Genomic DNA, 16,112 nt, shown 5'->3' on the forward strand with positions numbered 1-16,112 from the left:
GTGATTTTTAACTACAGCTGAAGTTTTTTTAAATCAATCCAATAATTTAAGCAAGGATTCATAGGACAGTGCTACCTGATAAATAATTTTCTTTTCATAATCCGGAACAATCATAAACTTAAACAGTTTTCCTGTCTGGGTGCTAATTTCCAGCGGAGTAACATAATAATTATTTTTATCATCAAATAAATATTTTCTGACATCCTGTTTTTTATTTTCAAGTATCAATTTATACAGATTAAGATTCAGTGCATCTTTTACATTTGAGAAACGTATTACTCCATCTGTGTCACTTATATCAATTTCATCTACTCCCAGCTGTTCTGCCATTTTGTTCATGGTATTGGCATTTACCTTAAACTTTTTATCTTCATCCAGCTCTTCTTTGAGCTGCAGAGTTTTTTCATACATCAGTTTATCCATTACTGCTGAAGCAATATACTGTTTGGTCTCTTCCGACAATTGAGTTATAACTTGAATACTGCTGTTAATTTCTTCTATAGAAGCATTTTGTTCCTGTGAAGCTGCAGAAATTTGTTCTGTGTCACTGGCAGTTTTATGTACCATCTTCTGGTTTTTATCTGTAACAGCAAGTACCACTTCACAATTTTTATCGATCTGCTGAACAATATTCTGAATATGCTGTATGTGATCTGCATTCACTTTAAAGACTTCAAACATTTCATCTAATGATTTACCTGCATTATCCGTAACATTCACACCTTCTGAAACATAATTTGTAACTTCATAAATGGAATCAAAAGAAGATTTTATATCACTTTTAATCTCTTCAATAATGCTGCTGATTTGAGAAGCTGCATTATCAGATTGCTCAGCTAATTTACGCACCTCATCTGCTACTACGGCAAATCCTCTTCCCTGCTCACCTGCCCGGACTGCTTCAATTGTAGCATTTAGCGCCAGTAGATTTGTCTGCCTGGCTATGTTTGTAATCATAGATACAATATCTCCAATTTTTTTGGATTTTTCAGACAAAATATTTATTTTAGCCGAAGTTTCACCAGCAGTTTTTTCAATCTTATTCATGGTGTGAAATACATTTTTCACAGATTTGCCAACTTCTTCGGAAATTTTCATTGAATGCTGTACTTCTTCATTTGTACTATGTATAATTTTAGATGAACTTACAACCATATCTCCAATTTTTTTAGAATTATAAGTTGTCTCATCGGCAACATTCAATTGTTCGCCATTTTGTTCAACAATACTTTGGGTATTCAAAGCAACATTTTCTGCTGCTGCTCCACACTCTTCAGCTGATGACTTAATATTCTGCAGGGTGTTGTTTAATTTGATGGCATTATTTAAAATATTCTTAAAGTAAATTTTAAGTTCCTCATTTTCCATGTAATTACGGGAACTAACTGATGACACCTCACTGCAGCTGTTACTGTCAGCTGAATTCTTTTTACTTATAAAATGAATTCCAATTAATATAAATATTGAATTCGCCGCACCAAACAGTAAAATACCATGGATATCTTTTACTCCAGTAATGGTAGTAATTATAAAGGCTCCTAGAAATGAAATTATAATTATTATAATATCACTCATTAAAACTCCTTCTTTCCAAATAGAAAGTAATTTTAGAGGGAAATAAAGTTTTATTCCCTCTAAATCATTACATATGTTTTATATATATATTAATTACTCAAATGGCAGCATTATAAATCTCAGAATAAACAATGCCCCAAGTATATACACTATTGGGTGTAACTCTTTGTACCTGCCGGTAGCTATTTTTACCACCGGATAAATAATCATGGCAACTGCAATTCCATTTGCTATACTATAACTAAAAGCCATTAATGAAATAGCAAAAAAGCAGGGTAATCCTTCTGTAAAATCATCAAAATCTATATTTCTGATTACTCCCATCATCAAAGCTCCAACTATAATAAGTGCCGGTGCCGTGGCCTGTGCAGGAACTACACCTACAAGCCCTGAAAAAAATAAGGAAAGCAAAAACAACACACCTACTGTAACAGCTGTAAGACCAGTTCTTCCCCCTTCTGTAACACCAGCAGTGGATTCCACATAAGTTCCCACAGTACTTGTTCCCAAAAATGAACCTGCTGTTGTAGCTATTGCATCGCAGATAAGGGCTTTTTTCATTCTGATTACTTTTCCATTTTCATCTATCATTCCAGCTTTTGTAGCAGTTCCAACAAGAGTACCTATAGTATCAAAAAGATCAACCAGACAAATGGTTATTACAACCATGACAAAACTCATGATTGCACCCGCCACAGTAGTACCGCCTTTTGTGAGAAGTCCTGCAAAGTCAAATGACGCAAAAGTAGGCGCTAGTGAAGGTGGCGCACTAAAAACATGCAGATTTTGAAGTGAAGTGATCTTAAATGGAATACCTATAATAGTGGTTATAACAATTCCAAGTAAAATAGATCCTTTGACATTTCTTGCCATAAGTACACCAATTATCAAAACTCCCATTATGGTAAGCAGTGTCCCGGGTGATGCAAAATTTCCAAAACCCACAAGGGTTGATTTATTTGCAACTATTATTCCGCCGCTTTTTAAACCGATAAGTGCAATAAAAAGACCTACACCTGCAGACATAGCATATTTTAAATTCTGAGGTATGGCATCAACAATTTTTTCCCGTATAGAGGTCACGGTAATAATTATAAATAAAATACCTGAAGTTAATACTGCAGCCAATGCCTGACGCCATGTAAATCCCAGGGTAAGGCATACGGTGTATGTGAAAAATGCATTGAGGCCCATTCCCGGAGCCTGTGCAAAAGGCAGGTTAGCATAAAATCCCATTATAAAAGTTCCAATAGCGGCAGCCAGACAGGTAGCAACAAATACGGCGGATACAACAGGATCACTGCCTACATTAAATTTTGAAGCTGCATCCCCCACTACATTGGCTGAATTCATGCCTGCTATTCTAAGAACACTTGGGTTGACAAATATTATATAGGCCATTGTAATAAAAGTAGTAATCCCCGCAATAATTTCCGTCTTAACGTTTGTATTGTTTTCCTTCAGTTTAAAAAATGACTCAAGAAAAGATTCTTTCTTAATCTTACTTTCCATCTAAAATTCCCCCTGCCAAAATTATATTTAAAATCAATAACATATGGGCTGCTCTATCTTTTTACCACTTACATACCTAACTTTTATATTTCTGTCATCCCCTGTGTAAATGAACTTCTGTAATCTTTCTTCTATGGATAATGGTTTAAATATGGACAAATTACTATCATCAATAACAAGGGCGTCAAATTCATATCCTCTTTCAAAGCTTCCTACTTTTCCGAAAAATTTTCCTCCTCCTTTAGTTGCCATATAGAACGATTCTGCAGTATCAAGAGATTTGTCCACTCTATAGCTTTGAAGCCATTTCAAGTTAGATACCTGAGTGCTGTTTACGATTACATCCATTATAGACAAACTATGTCCAGCTGCTATATCACTTCCAAGTCCCACTGGAATGCCTCTGGCAACAAGCCTTCTAACAGGTGCGATACCGCTTGACAAATTACAATTTGAACTAGGACAGTGTGCAATGAAAATATTCTTTTTTCTCATTAACTCAATTTCATCTTCATCCACCAAAACGCAATGAGCCATAACTGTAGGGACATCTCCAAAAAGTCCGGCACCGTCATATACACCTGCATAATTATTGTACTCAGGATGCAATTCTTTTACAAAACCGATTTCATCATGATTTTCACATAAATGAGATTGTACGGGAACATTATATTCTCTTGCCAGATTTCCCAGGCTCTTTAACAGCTCAAAACTACAGCTTGGAACAAATCTTGGTGTAATTATAGGTTTCACCAATTCATACTTATCTGAATATTCTTTTAGTATTTCTTCCGTATCGGCAATTGAACTTTCCTCAGTTTCCATTAAATATTCAGGAGAATTCCTATCCATATTCACCTTTCCCACATATGCTGACAGTCCTGATTCAGCAAATAAATCCATCAACAGTTTTGTAGAATCCTTATGCATAGTTGCAAAAATACAGGATCTGGTAGTACCAAATCGCCATAATTCCCTTATTAAAGCTGAATATACTTTTTTCGCATAATTGATGTCGGAATATTTTGCTTCTTCAGGAAAAGTATATGTTTGAAGCCAAGGCATCAGTTCCCTGTCAAGTCCTAGTCCCAAATTTCCATACTGGGATGCGTGCAGATGGAGATCAACAAATCCCGGAATTATAATTGAATTCCCATAATCTACAACTTTTATGCCGTTGAATTCTTCAGGGACATAATGATATACCCCTCTAACATACCTTTCCTCAACAATAATGTATCCATTTTCAAACACTTCAAACTTTCCAAAGGTTTTAGTAAAAATAATGTTGCCTTTGACTGCATATATGTTTTTCACTAAGCCGCCACCCCCTTTTTAGTACCCTGTACTTTCGCTTCTTAATTAAATATGTGGCAATAATTTTTATATTAACTAGTTAATCTATTTTTATTATAATTTTGAATTTTCTTTCTGTCAATATACATTGATCTTAGATTATCCGGAATTATTTCCTATGAAGAAATAATTCGTTTAAATAGCTCTTCTACATTATGAACAATATAAGTGGCTTTTGCATTTCTTAACTCTTCAACAGATCCATAGCCATAAGCTACGCCTATGCAATCTACACCATTTTCTCCAGCTCCTATAGCATCATGCCTTCTATCCCCTACCATCACTACTTCCTGACTATTATCAATATTACATTTATCTATTATATATCTGATTACTTCTCCTTTTTTACCTCTTGTACCATCTAAATTACTTCCAATAACAATATCAAAATATGTATACAAATTAAAATGTCTTAATATTTTTTCTGCAAATGCAGTGGGTTTTGAAGTTGCCACTATTAAATTCAATCCCAATTTTTTAAGTTTTTGCAGAAGGCTTTCAATATTTTCATATACTTTGTTCTCAAACATGCCCTTTTCCTCAAAATACTGCCTGTAATATTCAATTGCCTGAAAGGCCTGTTTTTCGCTGAATCCATAATATTCCATGAATGAATCCTTTAATGGAGGCCCTATGAAATTTTCAAGTAAGTCCAGATTTTCTACAACAATATTATATTTTCTCAATGCATATTGTACCGACCTGGTTATTCCCTCCTTAGAATCCGTCAATGTTCCATCTAAATCAAAAAGTATATATTTATATTTCAATTTATTTTCCCCCTTCTTTGGTGAATTAAGTACTTTTTAAGCAAGTTCCCCGTCACAAAAACTAAAGCCTTCATCTTTATGCTTTTAACATGTATTTTATCATATATAATTTTATCAATCCATAGTAATTGGGACTAGCCCAATTTTTAGAAATTTCAAATAGTTGACAATAGTTTTATATTTAAGTATCATTCAATATAAAAGAAATATTTTATAATATGGAAAGGAGCCATCTTATGAATATAATTGAAAAAATAAACACAAGAAGAAGTACAAGATCTTTTACAGACAAAGAAGTGAGTTCAAATACAGTTCACGAACTGATTACACTTGGAACAAAAGCTGCTACAGGTTCCTACGGTCAACCCTGGGGATTTGTAATTATAAGGGATAAAAATGAGATAAAATCCCTATCAGATGAAATAAAAAAATATCTGTTGGAAAACATGACAGATTACCCTTATTTCAAGCAATATGAAAGCTGGCTAAAAGATGAAAACTTCAGTGTTTTTTATGGTGCTCCCTGTGTAATAGTGATTTACGGTGATACCATTTCTCACTGGTATACTTATGACTGTTCACTAGCAGCAGGTAATATCATGCTTGCTGCTAGTGAATTTGGACTTGGTACCTGCTGGATTGGATTTGCAGAACATATATGCAACACTCCGGAGTTCAAGGCAAAACACAATGTTCCTGATTCCTATAAACTGGTAAGTACAATGATAGTCGGCTACCCCAATACAACACAGCAAAAACCTCCTAAAAGAAAACCGGCAGCTATTTTTTTTGAAAAATAAAAATCAGTGCTTGAAAAGTAAGAGCCTGCATATAACAAGCAGGCTTTTTACTTTCAAGTACTTACCATAGTAATCTGTCACAGATGATGCAATTAATCCTATATCTGCCATTGGTAACATACCCCTCAAAGTGGAGGATGATAAGCAATGCTGCACAGCTGGATAAGTTCTTCATTACCATCCTTTTATGAAATTCAACACATCATCAGATATATTTCCCTGCAAATAATCTTCAATAGAAGATTTTATAATCTCCAATGCCCTGGATATTTCATCTTTTGTAATAATGAGAGGCGGTTGAATTCTGAGTACATTGCCATTCAAAGTTACAATCAGCACCCCTTTTTCATAACATCTATAGCATATTTTTAAAGCTGCTTCTGTATTCTTTTCTTTTTTGATTCTGTCCTTTACAAGTTCCACTCCTATAGACATCCCAAGTCCTCTTACATCACCTATAATATGATACTTGTCTTTTAAATTATTTAAATAGTCCCTGATAAAATTGCCCATCTCATTTACCTGTACTAAAAATCCATCCTGAGAAATTATGTCAATGGTACTCAATGCAGAACAACAGCATACGGGATTGGCAGCTGTGGTAAATGCATGGGCGGGAGGATCAAGACTCTGCATTATGTCCTCTTTTCCCACAACTGCACTTAATGGCATTCCATCAGCAATAGATTTCCCCAAAACCACTACATCCGGAACCAGATCAAAATTGTCAATGCCAAACCACTTGCCAGTGCGTCCAAATCCCTGCTGAACTTCTTCACTTATAAACAGGATCTTATTTTTAACACACATTTCATAGAGTTTCTCCATATATTTTCTAGGAGGAACAATAATTCCGCCGTCTCCTTGAACCGGCTCAATTACCACTGCAGCTACTTCATCTGCGGGTAAATAGCTGTCAAAGGCAATTTCAATCTGGTGAAGGCATTCAAGATTGCAGCAGCATTCTTTTTTATCATAGTTACATCTATAGCAATTGGGATATGCAAAACTGTAAACTCCGGGTAAAAAAGGTCCCATTTTTCTTCGCATTTTAGTAGTGATGGCAGACATGGACATAGACCCGTATGTAGCTCCATGATATGCCCCAATAAAAGTAATTATGGAACTTCTTCTGGTATAGGCCCTGGCAAATTTAATGGCTCCGTCGTTGGCATCTGAACCTGAAAGTCCAAAGGCAACTTTCTTCGGAAATTTTCCCGGTGTAATTTTGATAAGTTTTTCAGCCAAATCAATCATGGGTTTATTATATAAATAAGCAGAAGTGTAGTGTACAAATTTATTGACCTGTTCATTTATTGATTTTTTAATTTGTTCGTTTCCTCCGCCTACATTTATAGAACCGGCACTGGACAGTAAATCTATATACTCATTACCATCTATATCTTTTACGGTAGATCCATCTATACTTTCCACAACCAGCGGAAAATAGGGAATTCTACAGGCTCTGGCAACAACTCTGCTGTCTCTCTCCACTTCCTTAATACATTTATCTATATTCATACATTTATACCCCCCAATACTAATCTTCTATTCCCACATATATTCTCTTATTTACCCTCCATTTAACTGCGCTAAACTATAATATTATCTCTATTGTATCAAAGAAAGCATTTATTACAATACACCGTTTATTAAAGTTCAAAATTTGGACAATCAGGGGTCAAGATCCAGACCGTAGTTTGTCCGCCTAATTTTAGGCATAAACCGCTGTGATATATGATACCTTCAATTGTCCATTAAAAAAAGCACTGAATCAAATCCAGTGCCTTTACTTTTTTTATTTATCTTTATCACCATATTGGAGAGCTGCCTTTCCTTCATCTCCCGTACTTATACGTATAACATTTTCTACATTGTAGACAAATATTTTACCATCACCCATTTCACCTGTATGGAGAACTTTTTTAGCGGTTTCTACCACAAGGTCTACAGGTACTTCACAAACTATTATTTCAATTTTTACTTTCGGTACTAAATTTATATCCATGGTAAGACCGCGATAATATTCCTTATGCCCTTTTTGCATCCCGCACCCAAGTACATTGGTAACTGTCATTCCCGCAATACCAATATCGCCCAGAGCCTTTTTCAATTCTTCAAACTTGCCTTTAGACGTAATAATATCCACTTTAGTGAGTTTATCAGCCATTATTTTACCTCCTTATTAAACATATATTTACACCCTATATATAAATTTTATACTATTTTATTAAGGCTTATCAAGTATATTTAAAATATTTCTACATTTCAATTCCTCCGTAAGCCTCTTCACCATGTTCCGTAACATCTAAGCCTACCTGTTCTTCTTTTTCAGTTACTCTTATGCTGCTTACAGCGTTAATTACCTTAATTATGATAAATGTAACTACTGCAGAATATACTATACTGGCTAAAACAGCTATGATCTGAATTCCCAGTAATTTTGGATTTCCGTGTATCAATCCATTTGCACCTGCTGAATTGATTGCTTTCCAGGCAAATATTCCAGTGGCAATTCCTCCCCACATTCCTCCTATGCCATGACATCCAAAGGCATCAAGTGCATCGTCATATCCAAATTTGGATTTAACAAAGGTAATACATGCATAACATATAGCTCCTCCTACCAGTCCAATAATCAATGAAGCTAAAGGGCTTACAAAACCAGCACCTGGAGTTATAGCTACAAGTCCTGCAACTATTCCACTGGCAACTCCAAGAGAAGTTACTTTCTTTCTATAGGCAAATTCACAAATGCTCCAACTTATAGCCGAAGCCGCTGCAGAAGTATTAGTAGTAACAAAAGCATTTACTGCCACATCATTTATAGCAAGTGCGCTTCCAGCATTAAATCCATACCATCCGAACCAGAGAATGGCAGCTCCCAAACAGGTTATTGGAAGATTACTAGGTTTTCCCACATTCTTCCTTCTTCCAAGCATCAATGCTGCAACAAGTCCAGATACACCTGAACTTATGTGAACTACATTACCACCTGCAAAATCCAAAGCTCCAAGATTTTTTAGCCATCCTCCTGCTCCCCATACCCAGTGGGCAATCGGATCATAAACTAACGTTGTCCAACATATTAAAAATACTATCCAATGCATGAACTTCATTCTTTCTGCAATGGACCCAGATATAAGTGCCGGCGTTATTATAGCAAACATAAGCTGAAACAACATATATACCTGCTGTGGAATCGTACCCGCATAATCTGCATTTGGCGCAAATCCAACTCCTTTTAAGCCTGCAAAATTAAAACCACCTATTACTCCACCAATATCTGTACCAAAGCATAATGTATATCCTATGAGTATCCATTGAATAGATATTACTGCCAGTGCCGAATAACTATGAAGAGTGCTGTTTAAAGTATTCTTCCCCCTTACCATTCCTCCGTAAAATAAAGCCAGTCCCGGAGTCATTATCATTACCAATGCTGCACATATGATTACAAATACAGTATCCGCTCCGTTTATACCATTCATAAAAAAATACCTCCTCAATTAAGATTTAATTAAAATATCAAAAATATGTTGCCCCGGGGTTTTAAAAAAACTTATTTATATAATACTAACTTTTAATCAAATTATCAATAGTAATATTAAAATTTTATTAATTTATTTATTTTTAAAGGTTTATATTATCATATGTGTTTTTAGACACATACAGGCATACAATCGTTTCCACTCTATCCCAAATTAAATTATAAAATAAAATGCGTTAAATAAAGAATTTTAATATTCTCTTTAACGCATTAAAATTTTCGTATTTTCAGTTTTATGATGTGAATTCTTTGAGTTCATGTTCTAAGTGTGGCTCTAATTCTGTCAGGTTTTAGCAATAAATCTATGGCATCAAAAATATTATTCACCACAATATCGGCTTCAGACAGGCCTTTGGCAAAACATCCTTCTTTACCAATAACATCTATAGCTAAAATACTTTTTTTAAACATTTCAAAATCATTTCTTCCATTTCCAATTGCCACAGTACTATTACAGCCTATCTTCTCAATAATTTTTCCCTTATACTCTGACACATCTTCTTCATTGAAAACATTTACTTCAGCAGGCAATCCTTCACATTGCTTCATGGCGGAACCATAGGTGTCTGATGTAATAATAAAAATATGAACATCTTTATATGACAATTTTTTGATTTTATCCTCTATATCCTTAATTAAGATACCATCCTCTGCAATTGTACCATTAAAATCAAAAACAACATTATTTATTTCAATGCTCCTATGTCCAGGTATATCAAGGCTTATCATTTTTACCAAACTCCTTATAGATAGTTAGAACTCCCAATATGATTTACCCGAAAGCTATCACTGCTAAACCCCTGAATAAGTTCTTCCCCTAAAGGATAACGTATTCTAAGTGCTAAAGGCACTTAGAATACTGTTAATAAGGTTCAGATAGGAAAGGTATTTCTTACGGTCAAATTCCCTATGAACCTAAGAATCACTTGATATTTAGAAGTTTGTAAATCAGCTTATGGAATTCATTATCAATCTACCATTTCCTTAAGTAATTTTGAAAAATATGCTGCATGTCCCTTTTCTTCTTCTATTATAACAGATAACATATCCTTGGCGTCTTTCTTAGAAACTCCATCATACATATGAGAATATACCTGTACCGTAAGTTCCTCTGTTCTAATTGCATATTGTATGGCAGTTTTCAAATCTTTAAATGCATCTTCCGGCTGCTCGTTTTTATCAAAAACCCTATTTTCAATCAATCCATTCAAATATCCTGTGACTTCACTATCTAAGAGATATTCAGATTCAACTTCTTTATTGCTGGATATTTTGTCAAAAAGTTTCTGAAATTTTTCCTTATGGACAAATTCCTGTCCTGCTGCAACAGATAAAAATTGTTTAGTTTTTCCCGTGGTGTGTTTGACACCATCAGTATAAAACTTATATCCTTCTTCTTCCATCAAGATAGCCATTTTAAGCATTTCTAGTATGCTAAAACTACCGTTTGCCATATAATATTCCCCCTTTGATAATTATTCACGATTCACACCAAATCAAAGATTTGGGTTCTAACTTAGGAAACTCCTTCTCCCTTTGGTCGAGTGAGTAAGCGATTCACACCAAATCAAAGATTTGGGTTCTCTGCTTATCATACCACTTGGGGGATATATTTGGCAACAGTCTCAAGGGAACATTCCCATACTTGCTTCATCCTATATTCTGCCAGTAGCTTTTAAAACAATCTGTGCAATTAAGGTCGCAAAAATAAAAGTTCCAGTATAAACAGTAAGAGCCACAATTACTATTTTCCAACTCAATTCTTTGAAAAGTTTTAAATCCTTCCCAAGGGACAGGCCTGCAAAAGCCAAAACCGGTGTGGTAAGGGCAAGCATATTTATTTTATCTAAATACTGTTTATCTAAATATGCACCATATGGATTAAGGGGACATGTAACTAAAACCGCTATTATTGATACCCAAAATACCATGGGCAGATTAACGGGAATAATTTTTTTTATAATGATTCCAGCTAGAGTAATGCCCACCAGTATAGCCATTCCAATAAATCCAACTTTTAGAGGTACTTTATCGTTTATAGTATTTCCAATAAGTGCAATTACTCCAACTCCTAACAAAATAACAGTTTCCTGAATTAATTTTTTCATATTAGGCTTCCCCTCTCTTTTTTTTATTTCTCCCGATTCTAGGCTGCAGCCAGTCATATAATTTATTTGCAACTGGCAAAGAGATAAATAAGGTAAAATATATTCCAATTATGGAAGTCAATAAATTGGAAGCTGCTGAAAAACTAGCTATCTCCTTGGCCTCTGATGGGAATACAGCCGCAATAGCCCCTGAAGCTGCCGCCATCATGCTTCCGGATCCCACACCTGAACCCATGGCTAGAGCCAGAGGATTGAATATTTTCATAGATCCCATATATCCCGCAAGAAGTCCAATATAAGCTGCACCAAATAGTGTTCCGCAGATATATATTCCCATGACTCCACGTCCTTCAGGAGAATCCATACCATATTTTTCTGAAATAATAGCAATGTTGGGTTCACGATCAATTGAAAAAGTAGCTCCCACCGCCTCACGTCCAAGCCCTAGTAAAACAGCAATCGGAAGTCCTAAAATTACAGTTCCAAAGAAATGCCCAAGCTCCTGAAAACAAAGTGCCCAGCCGGACTCAACCAGCATGACAATGGAAGGCCCCATAGTGGCACCTATTTTAGCTACAAATAGTATTACAGCAATTCCCATAATCTCATTGGACAAGTTCATTTCTTTATTGGAAATCATCTTTAATTTAGGTAAACTTATAATTAATCCCATAACCAAAGCAAAGAGCATTGGTAAAAACACCAGGTATCCAGGACCTACCTTAATCTTTTTTTCACCAATAAGTTCAGATATTACAACCAATATAAAAGCCAATATGAAAATTTTGATATATTTTTTTACCATTGTCCCTCTCCTTCTATGACCTTATTGAATCCATTTACTACCTTTAAATACTCATTCTTAGATAATTTAGGCTTGAAATTTTCAACTACATCCTTTCCCTTTTGTGCCCCGTTGACTAGCAAGTCCACTATAGTCGTTGCAAATAGTTTGGCAGGAAGTACACAAGCTGCATAATAGTCCTCCACATTAAAATCTTTTTCATGAAGACTTCCACTAACCCCTCCTATGTAAGGGTGTATACTAGGTATTAATTGAGATACATCACCCATATCTGTAGAAGCAAAGAAATGCCCGCCATCTAAAATACTATCTTCGGGTAAAAGCCCACTGCAGTTATTCCTATATACATCACTTAACTCCTGTGAACATTCAAGCGGCAAATATCCTGGTATAGTTTTAATAACAGTTTTTGCACCCACTGCATCTCCTCCGGCTTTAAGCGCCCTGTCAACTTTTTTATTTGTTTTCACCATGGCATCTATGGTTCTGGCACGAACATAGCTTTCAATCCTCACATCATCTGGAATACTGTTCACTACATCTCCACCTTTTGTTATAATAGGATGAAATCTTATATAATCTTCATCTTTAAAGGTTTCTCTGAGGGCATTTACTCCCATAAGTCCGATCATTGCAGCATTTAATGCATTTACTCCCTGCTCCGGTGCTTCAGCTGCATGGGCTGCTTTCCCTATATATTGTATTGTCTTTGCCAGAAATCCATTGCTGGATTTTCCCAATACTACAGCAGGATTTGGACAATTTTTCATAGAATGCATCATCATTGCTATATCTACATCATCAAATTCGCCCTGATATATAAGCTCTTGTTTTCCACCTAAAAAATGAATTTTTCCCTGCTGCATAAGTTTTTGTCTATAGGCAAATTCAATACATTCTTCCGAAGGTACTGCCATAAAAGTTACGTTTCCGTCTAATTTGCCAGAAACTCCGGACAATTTTAAGCCTATAGCTGAACCAATTAAGGCCCCAAGCTGCAAGTGATGTCCGCAGGTATGCGCTGCTCCCGTTTCAGGATCCGTATTTTTATTTCCTCTGCATATGACTGCGTCCAGCTCTCCAAGGACAGCTACATTTATACCATCATACTTATCCTTCAATTTTGCTTTTACTCCTGTGAGTGCAAGTCCATCCTTATAATTCAATCCTATTTCATCAAAGATATTTTTTACTTTCCCTGATGTCTTTTTTTCCTTAAATCCCAGTTCCGGTTCTTTTTCTACGGATTTTGAAAAATTTATTATCTTTTCAGAATTGTCATCAATTGTCTTGCACACCAGCTGCTTTAGTTTTTTGATTTCTTCAGTATCCATCATACACATATACCTCCTAATTTAATAAATTTATATTACATTACTTATTCAATCCTACAAGAAATAAGTCATTTAAGTATATTTATTCATAATTATTTAAGACAGATAGATATATAACAATTAAAATATATCCACGATAAAATATTAATTTCAAAATATACATAGCCCTATTTTATTACTAAGTAATATTTTTGTCAAAATATTTATCAAAATGATTTTAAAGATTTACTTTTATATATATAAACTTTAATTAATTATGAATATAATTTTTAAAAACACATTAAATACAAATAAAAGGGCTGTCTCAAATTGATATGCTTTCTTCCAAACAAACAAGTTTTTATTATTTCACTTGTCTATCTAGAAGGAAGCATATCAAACTTTTTAAGACAACCCTTCTTTATGTTATGCTGAATATTTTCAGTGAGAACTAAGATCCTCCATTTTTGAACTTTGATATTTAAACTCTAAACCTTAAATCAGGCCACTTCAAATTGACTGTTATAAAGTTTGGCATATACTCCACCCTTTTTAAGAAGTTCATTATGGCTTCCCTGTTCAACAATATCCCCATGATCCATAACAAGTATCAAATCGGCATCACGAATTGTTGAAAGCCGGTGGGCAATTATAAAACTTGTACGCCCTTTCATTAGGTTGCCCATGGCTTTTTGAATCTGTAATTCCGTACGGGTATCCACAGAACTTGTAGCTTCATCCAGAATAAGTATCCTGGGGTTTGCAAGTATGGCTCTTGCAATAGTGAGCAGCTGCTTCTGTCCCTGGGACACATTTGAAGCTTCCTCATTCAACAGCATATTATATCCATCCGGCAGAGTATGAACGAAGCCGTCAACATGAGCAGCTTTCGCTGCTGCAACAACTTCTTCATCAGTTGCATCAAGACGCCCATATCGAATATTTTCCATTATGCTTCCATTATAAAGCCATGCATCCTGGAGAACCATACCAAATATTGAACGCAGATCCCTGCGGGTAAAGTCCCTTATCTCATGACCATCTATAAGTATCTGTCCATCATTTATATCATAGAAACGCATAAGGAGCTTGATTATTGTAGTCTTTCCAGCTCCAGTGGGACCTACAATGGCAATCCTCTGGCCTGGTGTAACAGAGGCTGAAAAATCATTTATAATAATTTTATCTGGATCATATCCAAAGTGAACATCTTTAAATTCCACATGACCCTGTATATTTTCAAGCTTTACAGCACCAGAAGTCTCAGGAACTTCCTCTTTCTCTTCCAGAAATTCAAAAATACGCTCTGCTGAAGCTGCTGTCTGTTGAAGTATATTGGAAATATTGGCAATCTGTGAAATAGGCTGTGTAAAGGAACGCACATACTGAACAAATGCCTGAATATCACCGACCTCAATAGTTTTTTTTGCTGCAAGCCAGCCTCCCAAAATACATATTCCCACATATCCCAAATTGCCTACAAAATTCATCATGGGCATCATTATGCCTGATAAAAACTGTGATTTCCATGCCGATCCAAAGAGTTTTCCATTCATCTTGTTAAATTTATCAATGCTCTTTTTCTCACCATTGAAGGCCTTCATTACAATATGACCACCATACATCTCTTCAACATGGCCATTCAAGTTTCCCAAATAATCCTGCTGCTGTTTGAAATACTTTTGCGAGTATTTCACAATAGTCATTATAAGTCCCATGGACACCGGAATTATACAAAGTGCTACAAGAGTCATCTGCCAGCTTATAGTAAGCATCATGATCAGCACTCCAACAACCATGGTAACTGATGTAATAATCTGTCCCAGGCTTTGGTTAAGAGTCTGGCTTAAAGTATCAACATCATTGGTAACACGTGACAGCACTTCTCCATGATTTGTCTTATCAAAATATCCTAAAGGCATGCGGTTAATTTTTTCTGAAATATCTTTTCTGAACTTGTAGCTTACTTTCATTGATACTCCAGACATAATCCATCCTTGAACATATGAAAATAATGAGCTCACTCCATACAAAACTGCAAGTAATACAATTATCCTGCCTATATATATGAAATCTATATTTCCTGTACCTGATATTTTTGCCATAACACCTTCAAATAATTTTGTAGTAGCTTTTCCCAGTATCTTAGGACCTACTATGGAAAATATGGTACTTACAATGGCAAAAATCAATACAATGATAATTGATATTTTATAAACATTTAAGTAGCCCATAAGTTTTTTCATTGTACCTTTAAAATTGTGAGCTTTTTCTCCACCGGCCATTATCATACCTCTTGGTCCCCTGTTTTTCCTTAAAGAAG

The 16,112-nt window shown here is 35.2% G+C and carries 14 protein-coding genes; 1 reads left to right on the top strand and 13 read right to left on the bottom strand.

From position 1 onward, the window contains the following. Nucleotides 1-33: 33 nt before the first annotated feature. The 4 genes from AB8U03_RS05645 to AB8U03_RS05660 all read right to left on the bottom strand — a co-directional run bounded on the left by AB8U03_RS05645 (nt 34) and on the right by AB8U03_RS05660 (nt 5,213). On the bottom strand, nt 34-1,575 hold the full coding sequence (locus AB8U03_RS05645; RefSeq protein ID WP_369703586.1) for a methyl-accepting chemotaxis protein: 1,542 nt from the start codon (nt 1,573-1,575) through the stop codon (nt 34-36). Nucleotides 1,576-1,668: 93 nt separating this feature from the next. Further along, entirely contained in the window at nt 1,669-3,087 is a 1,419-nt protein-coding gene (locus AB8U03_RS05650) for an NCS2 family permease (RefSeq protein WP_369703587.1), read from the bottom strand. A 33-nt stretch (nt 3,088-3,120) separates the two neighbouring features. Further along, nucleotides 3,121-4,404 carry a guanine deaminase gene (gene guaD, locus AB8U03_RS05655; protein WP_369703588.1) on the bottom strand — a complete coding sequence of 428 codons (1,284 nt, stop codon included), beginning with the start codon at nt 4,402-4,404 and terminating at the stop codon, nt 3,121-3,123. Nucleotides 4,405-4,559: 155 nt separating this feature from the next. Beyond that, on the bottom strand, nt 4,560-5,213 hold the full coding sequence (locus AB8U03_RS05660) for an HAD family hydrolase (protein ID WP_369703589.1): 654 nt from the start codon (nt 5,211-5,213) through the stop codon (nt 4,560-4,562). A 236-nt stretch (nt 5,214-5,449) separates the two neighbouring features. Here AB8U03_RS05660 and AB8U03_RS05665 point away from each other — a divergent pair, with 236 nt between their 5' ends. After that, a complete protein-coding gene (locus tag AB8U03_RS05665) occupies nt 5,450-6,013 on the top strand; it encodes a nitroreductase (protein WP_369703590.1) in 564 nt (187 codons plus the stop codon). A 174-nt stretch (nt 6,014-6,187) separates the two neighbouring features. Here AB8U03_RS05665 and AB8U03_RS05670 read toward each other — a convergent pair whose 3' ends face one another. The 9 genes from AB8U03_RS05670 to AB8U03_RS05710 form a co-directional block, all read right to left on the bottom strand. After that, nucleotides 6,188-7,534, bottom strand: coding sequence for an aspartate aminotransferase family protein (locus tag AB8U03_RS05670; protein WP_369703591.1), 1,347 nt, complete (start codon nt 7,532-7,534; stop codon nt 6,188-6,190). Between the two features lie 277 nt (nt 7,535-7,811). After that, nucleotides 7,812-8,183 (bottom strand): P-II family nitrogen regulator, encoded by a 372-nt coding sequence (locus AB8U03_RS05675; protein ID WP_369703592.1) that lies wholly within the window; start codon nt 8,181-8,183, stop codon nt 7,812-7,814. Nucleotides 8,184-8,274: 91 nt separating this feature from the next. Next, nucleotides 8,275-9,504, bottom strand: a complete 1,230-nt coding sequence (locus AB8U03_RS05680; RefSeq protein ID WP_369703593.1) for an ammonium transporter — start codon at nt 9,502-9,504, stop codon at nt 8,275-8,277. Between the two features lie 314 nt (nt 9,505-9,818). Next, nucleotides 9,819-10,292, bottom strand: a complete 474-nt coding sequence (locus AB8U03_RS05685; protein ID WP_369703594.1) for an HAD family hydrolase — start codon at nt 10,290-10,292, stop codon at nt 9,819-9,821. A 239-nt stretch (nt 10,293-10,531) separates the two neighbouring features. Next, nucleotides 10,532-11,017, bottom strand: coding sequence for a ferritin family protein (locus AB8U03_RS05690; RefSeq protein ID WP_369703595.1), 486 nt, complete (start codon nt 11,015-11,017; stop codon nt 10,532-10,534). 201 nt (nt 11,018-11,218) lie between these two features. Continuing rightward, nucleotides 11,219-11,671, bottom strand: a complete 453-nt coding sequence (locus AB8U03_RS05695; protein ID WP_369703596.1) for a hypothetical protein — start codon at nt 11,669-11,671, stop codon at nt 11,219-11,221. A gap of 1 nt (nt 11,672) precedes the next feature. Then, complete coding sequence (locus AB8U03_RS05700; RefSeq protein ID WP_369703597.1) at nt 11,673-12,476, bottom strand: DUF3100 domain-containing protein; 804 nt, start codon at nt 12,474-12,476, stop codon at nt 11,673-11,675. Further along, nucleotides 12,470-13,810 carry a M20/M25/M40 family metallo-hydrolase gene (locus tag AB8U03_RS05705; RefSeq protein WP_369703733.1) on the bottom strand — a complete coding sequence of 447 codons (1,341 nt, stop codon included), beginning with the start codon at nt 13,808-13,810 and terminating at the stop codon, nt 12,470-12,472. Before AB8U03_RS05705 ends, AB8U03_RS05700 begins: the two co-directional genes overlap by 7 nt. Before the next feature lie 479 nt (nt 13,811-14,289). Continuing rightward, on the bottom strand, nt 14,290-16,080 hold the full coding sequence (locus AB8U03_RS05710) for an ABC transporter ATP-binding protein (RefSeq protein WP_369703734.1): 1,791 nt from the start codon (nt 16,078-16,080) through the stop codon (nt 14,290-14,292). Between the last annotated feature and the right edge of the window lie 32 nt (nt 16,081-16,112).

The organism is Clostridium moutaii (genome assembly GCF_041205085.1).
GTDB lineage: Bacteria > Bacillota > Clostridia > Clostridiales > Clostridiaceae > Clostridium_B > Clostridium_B moutaii.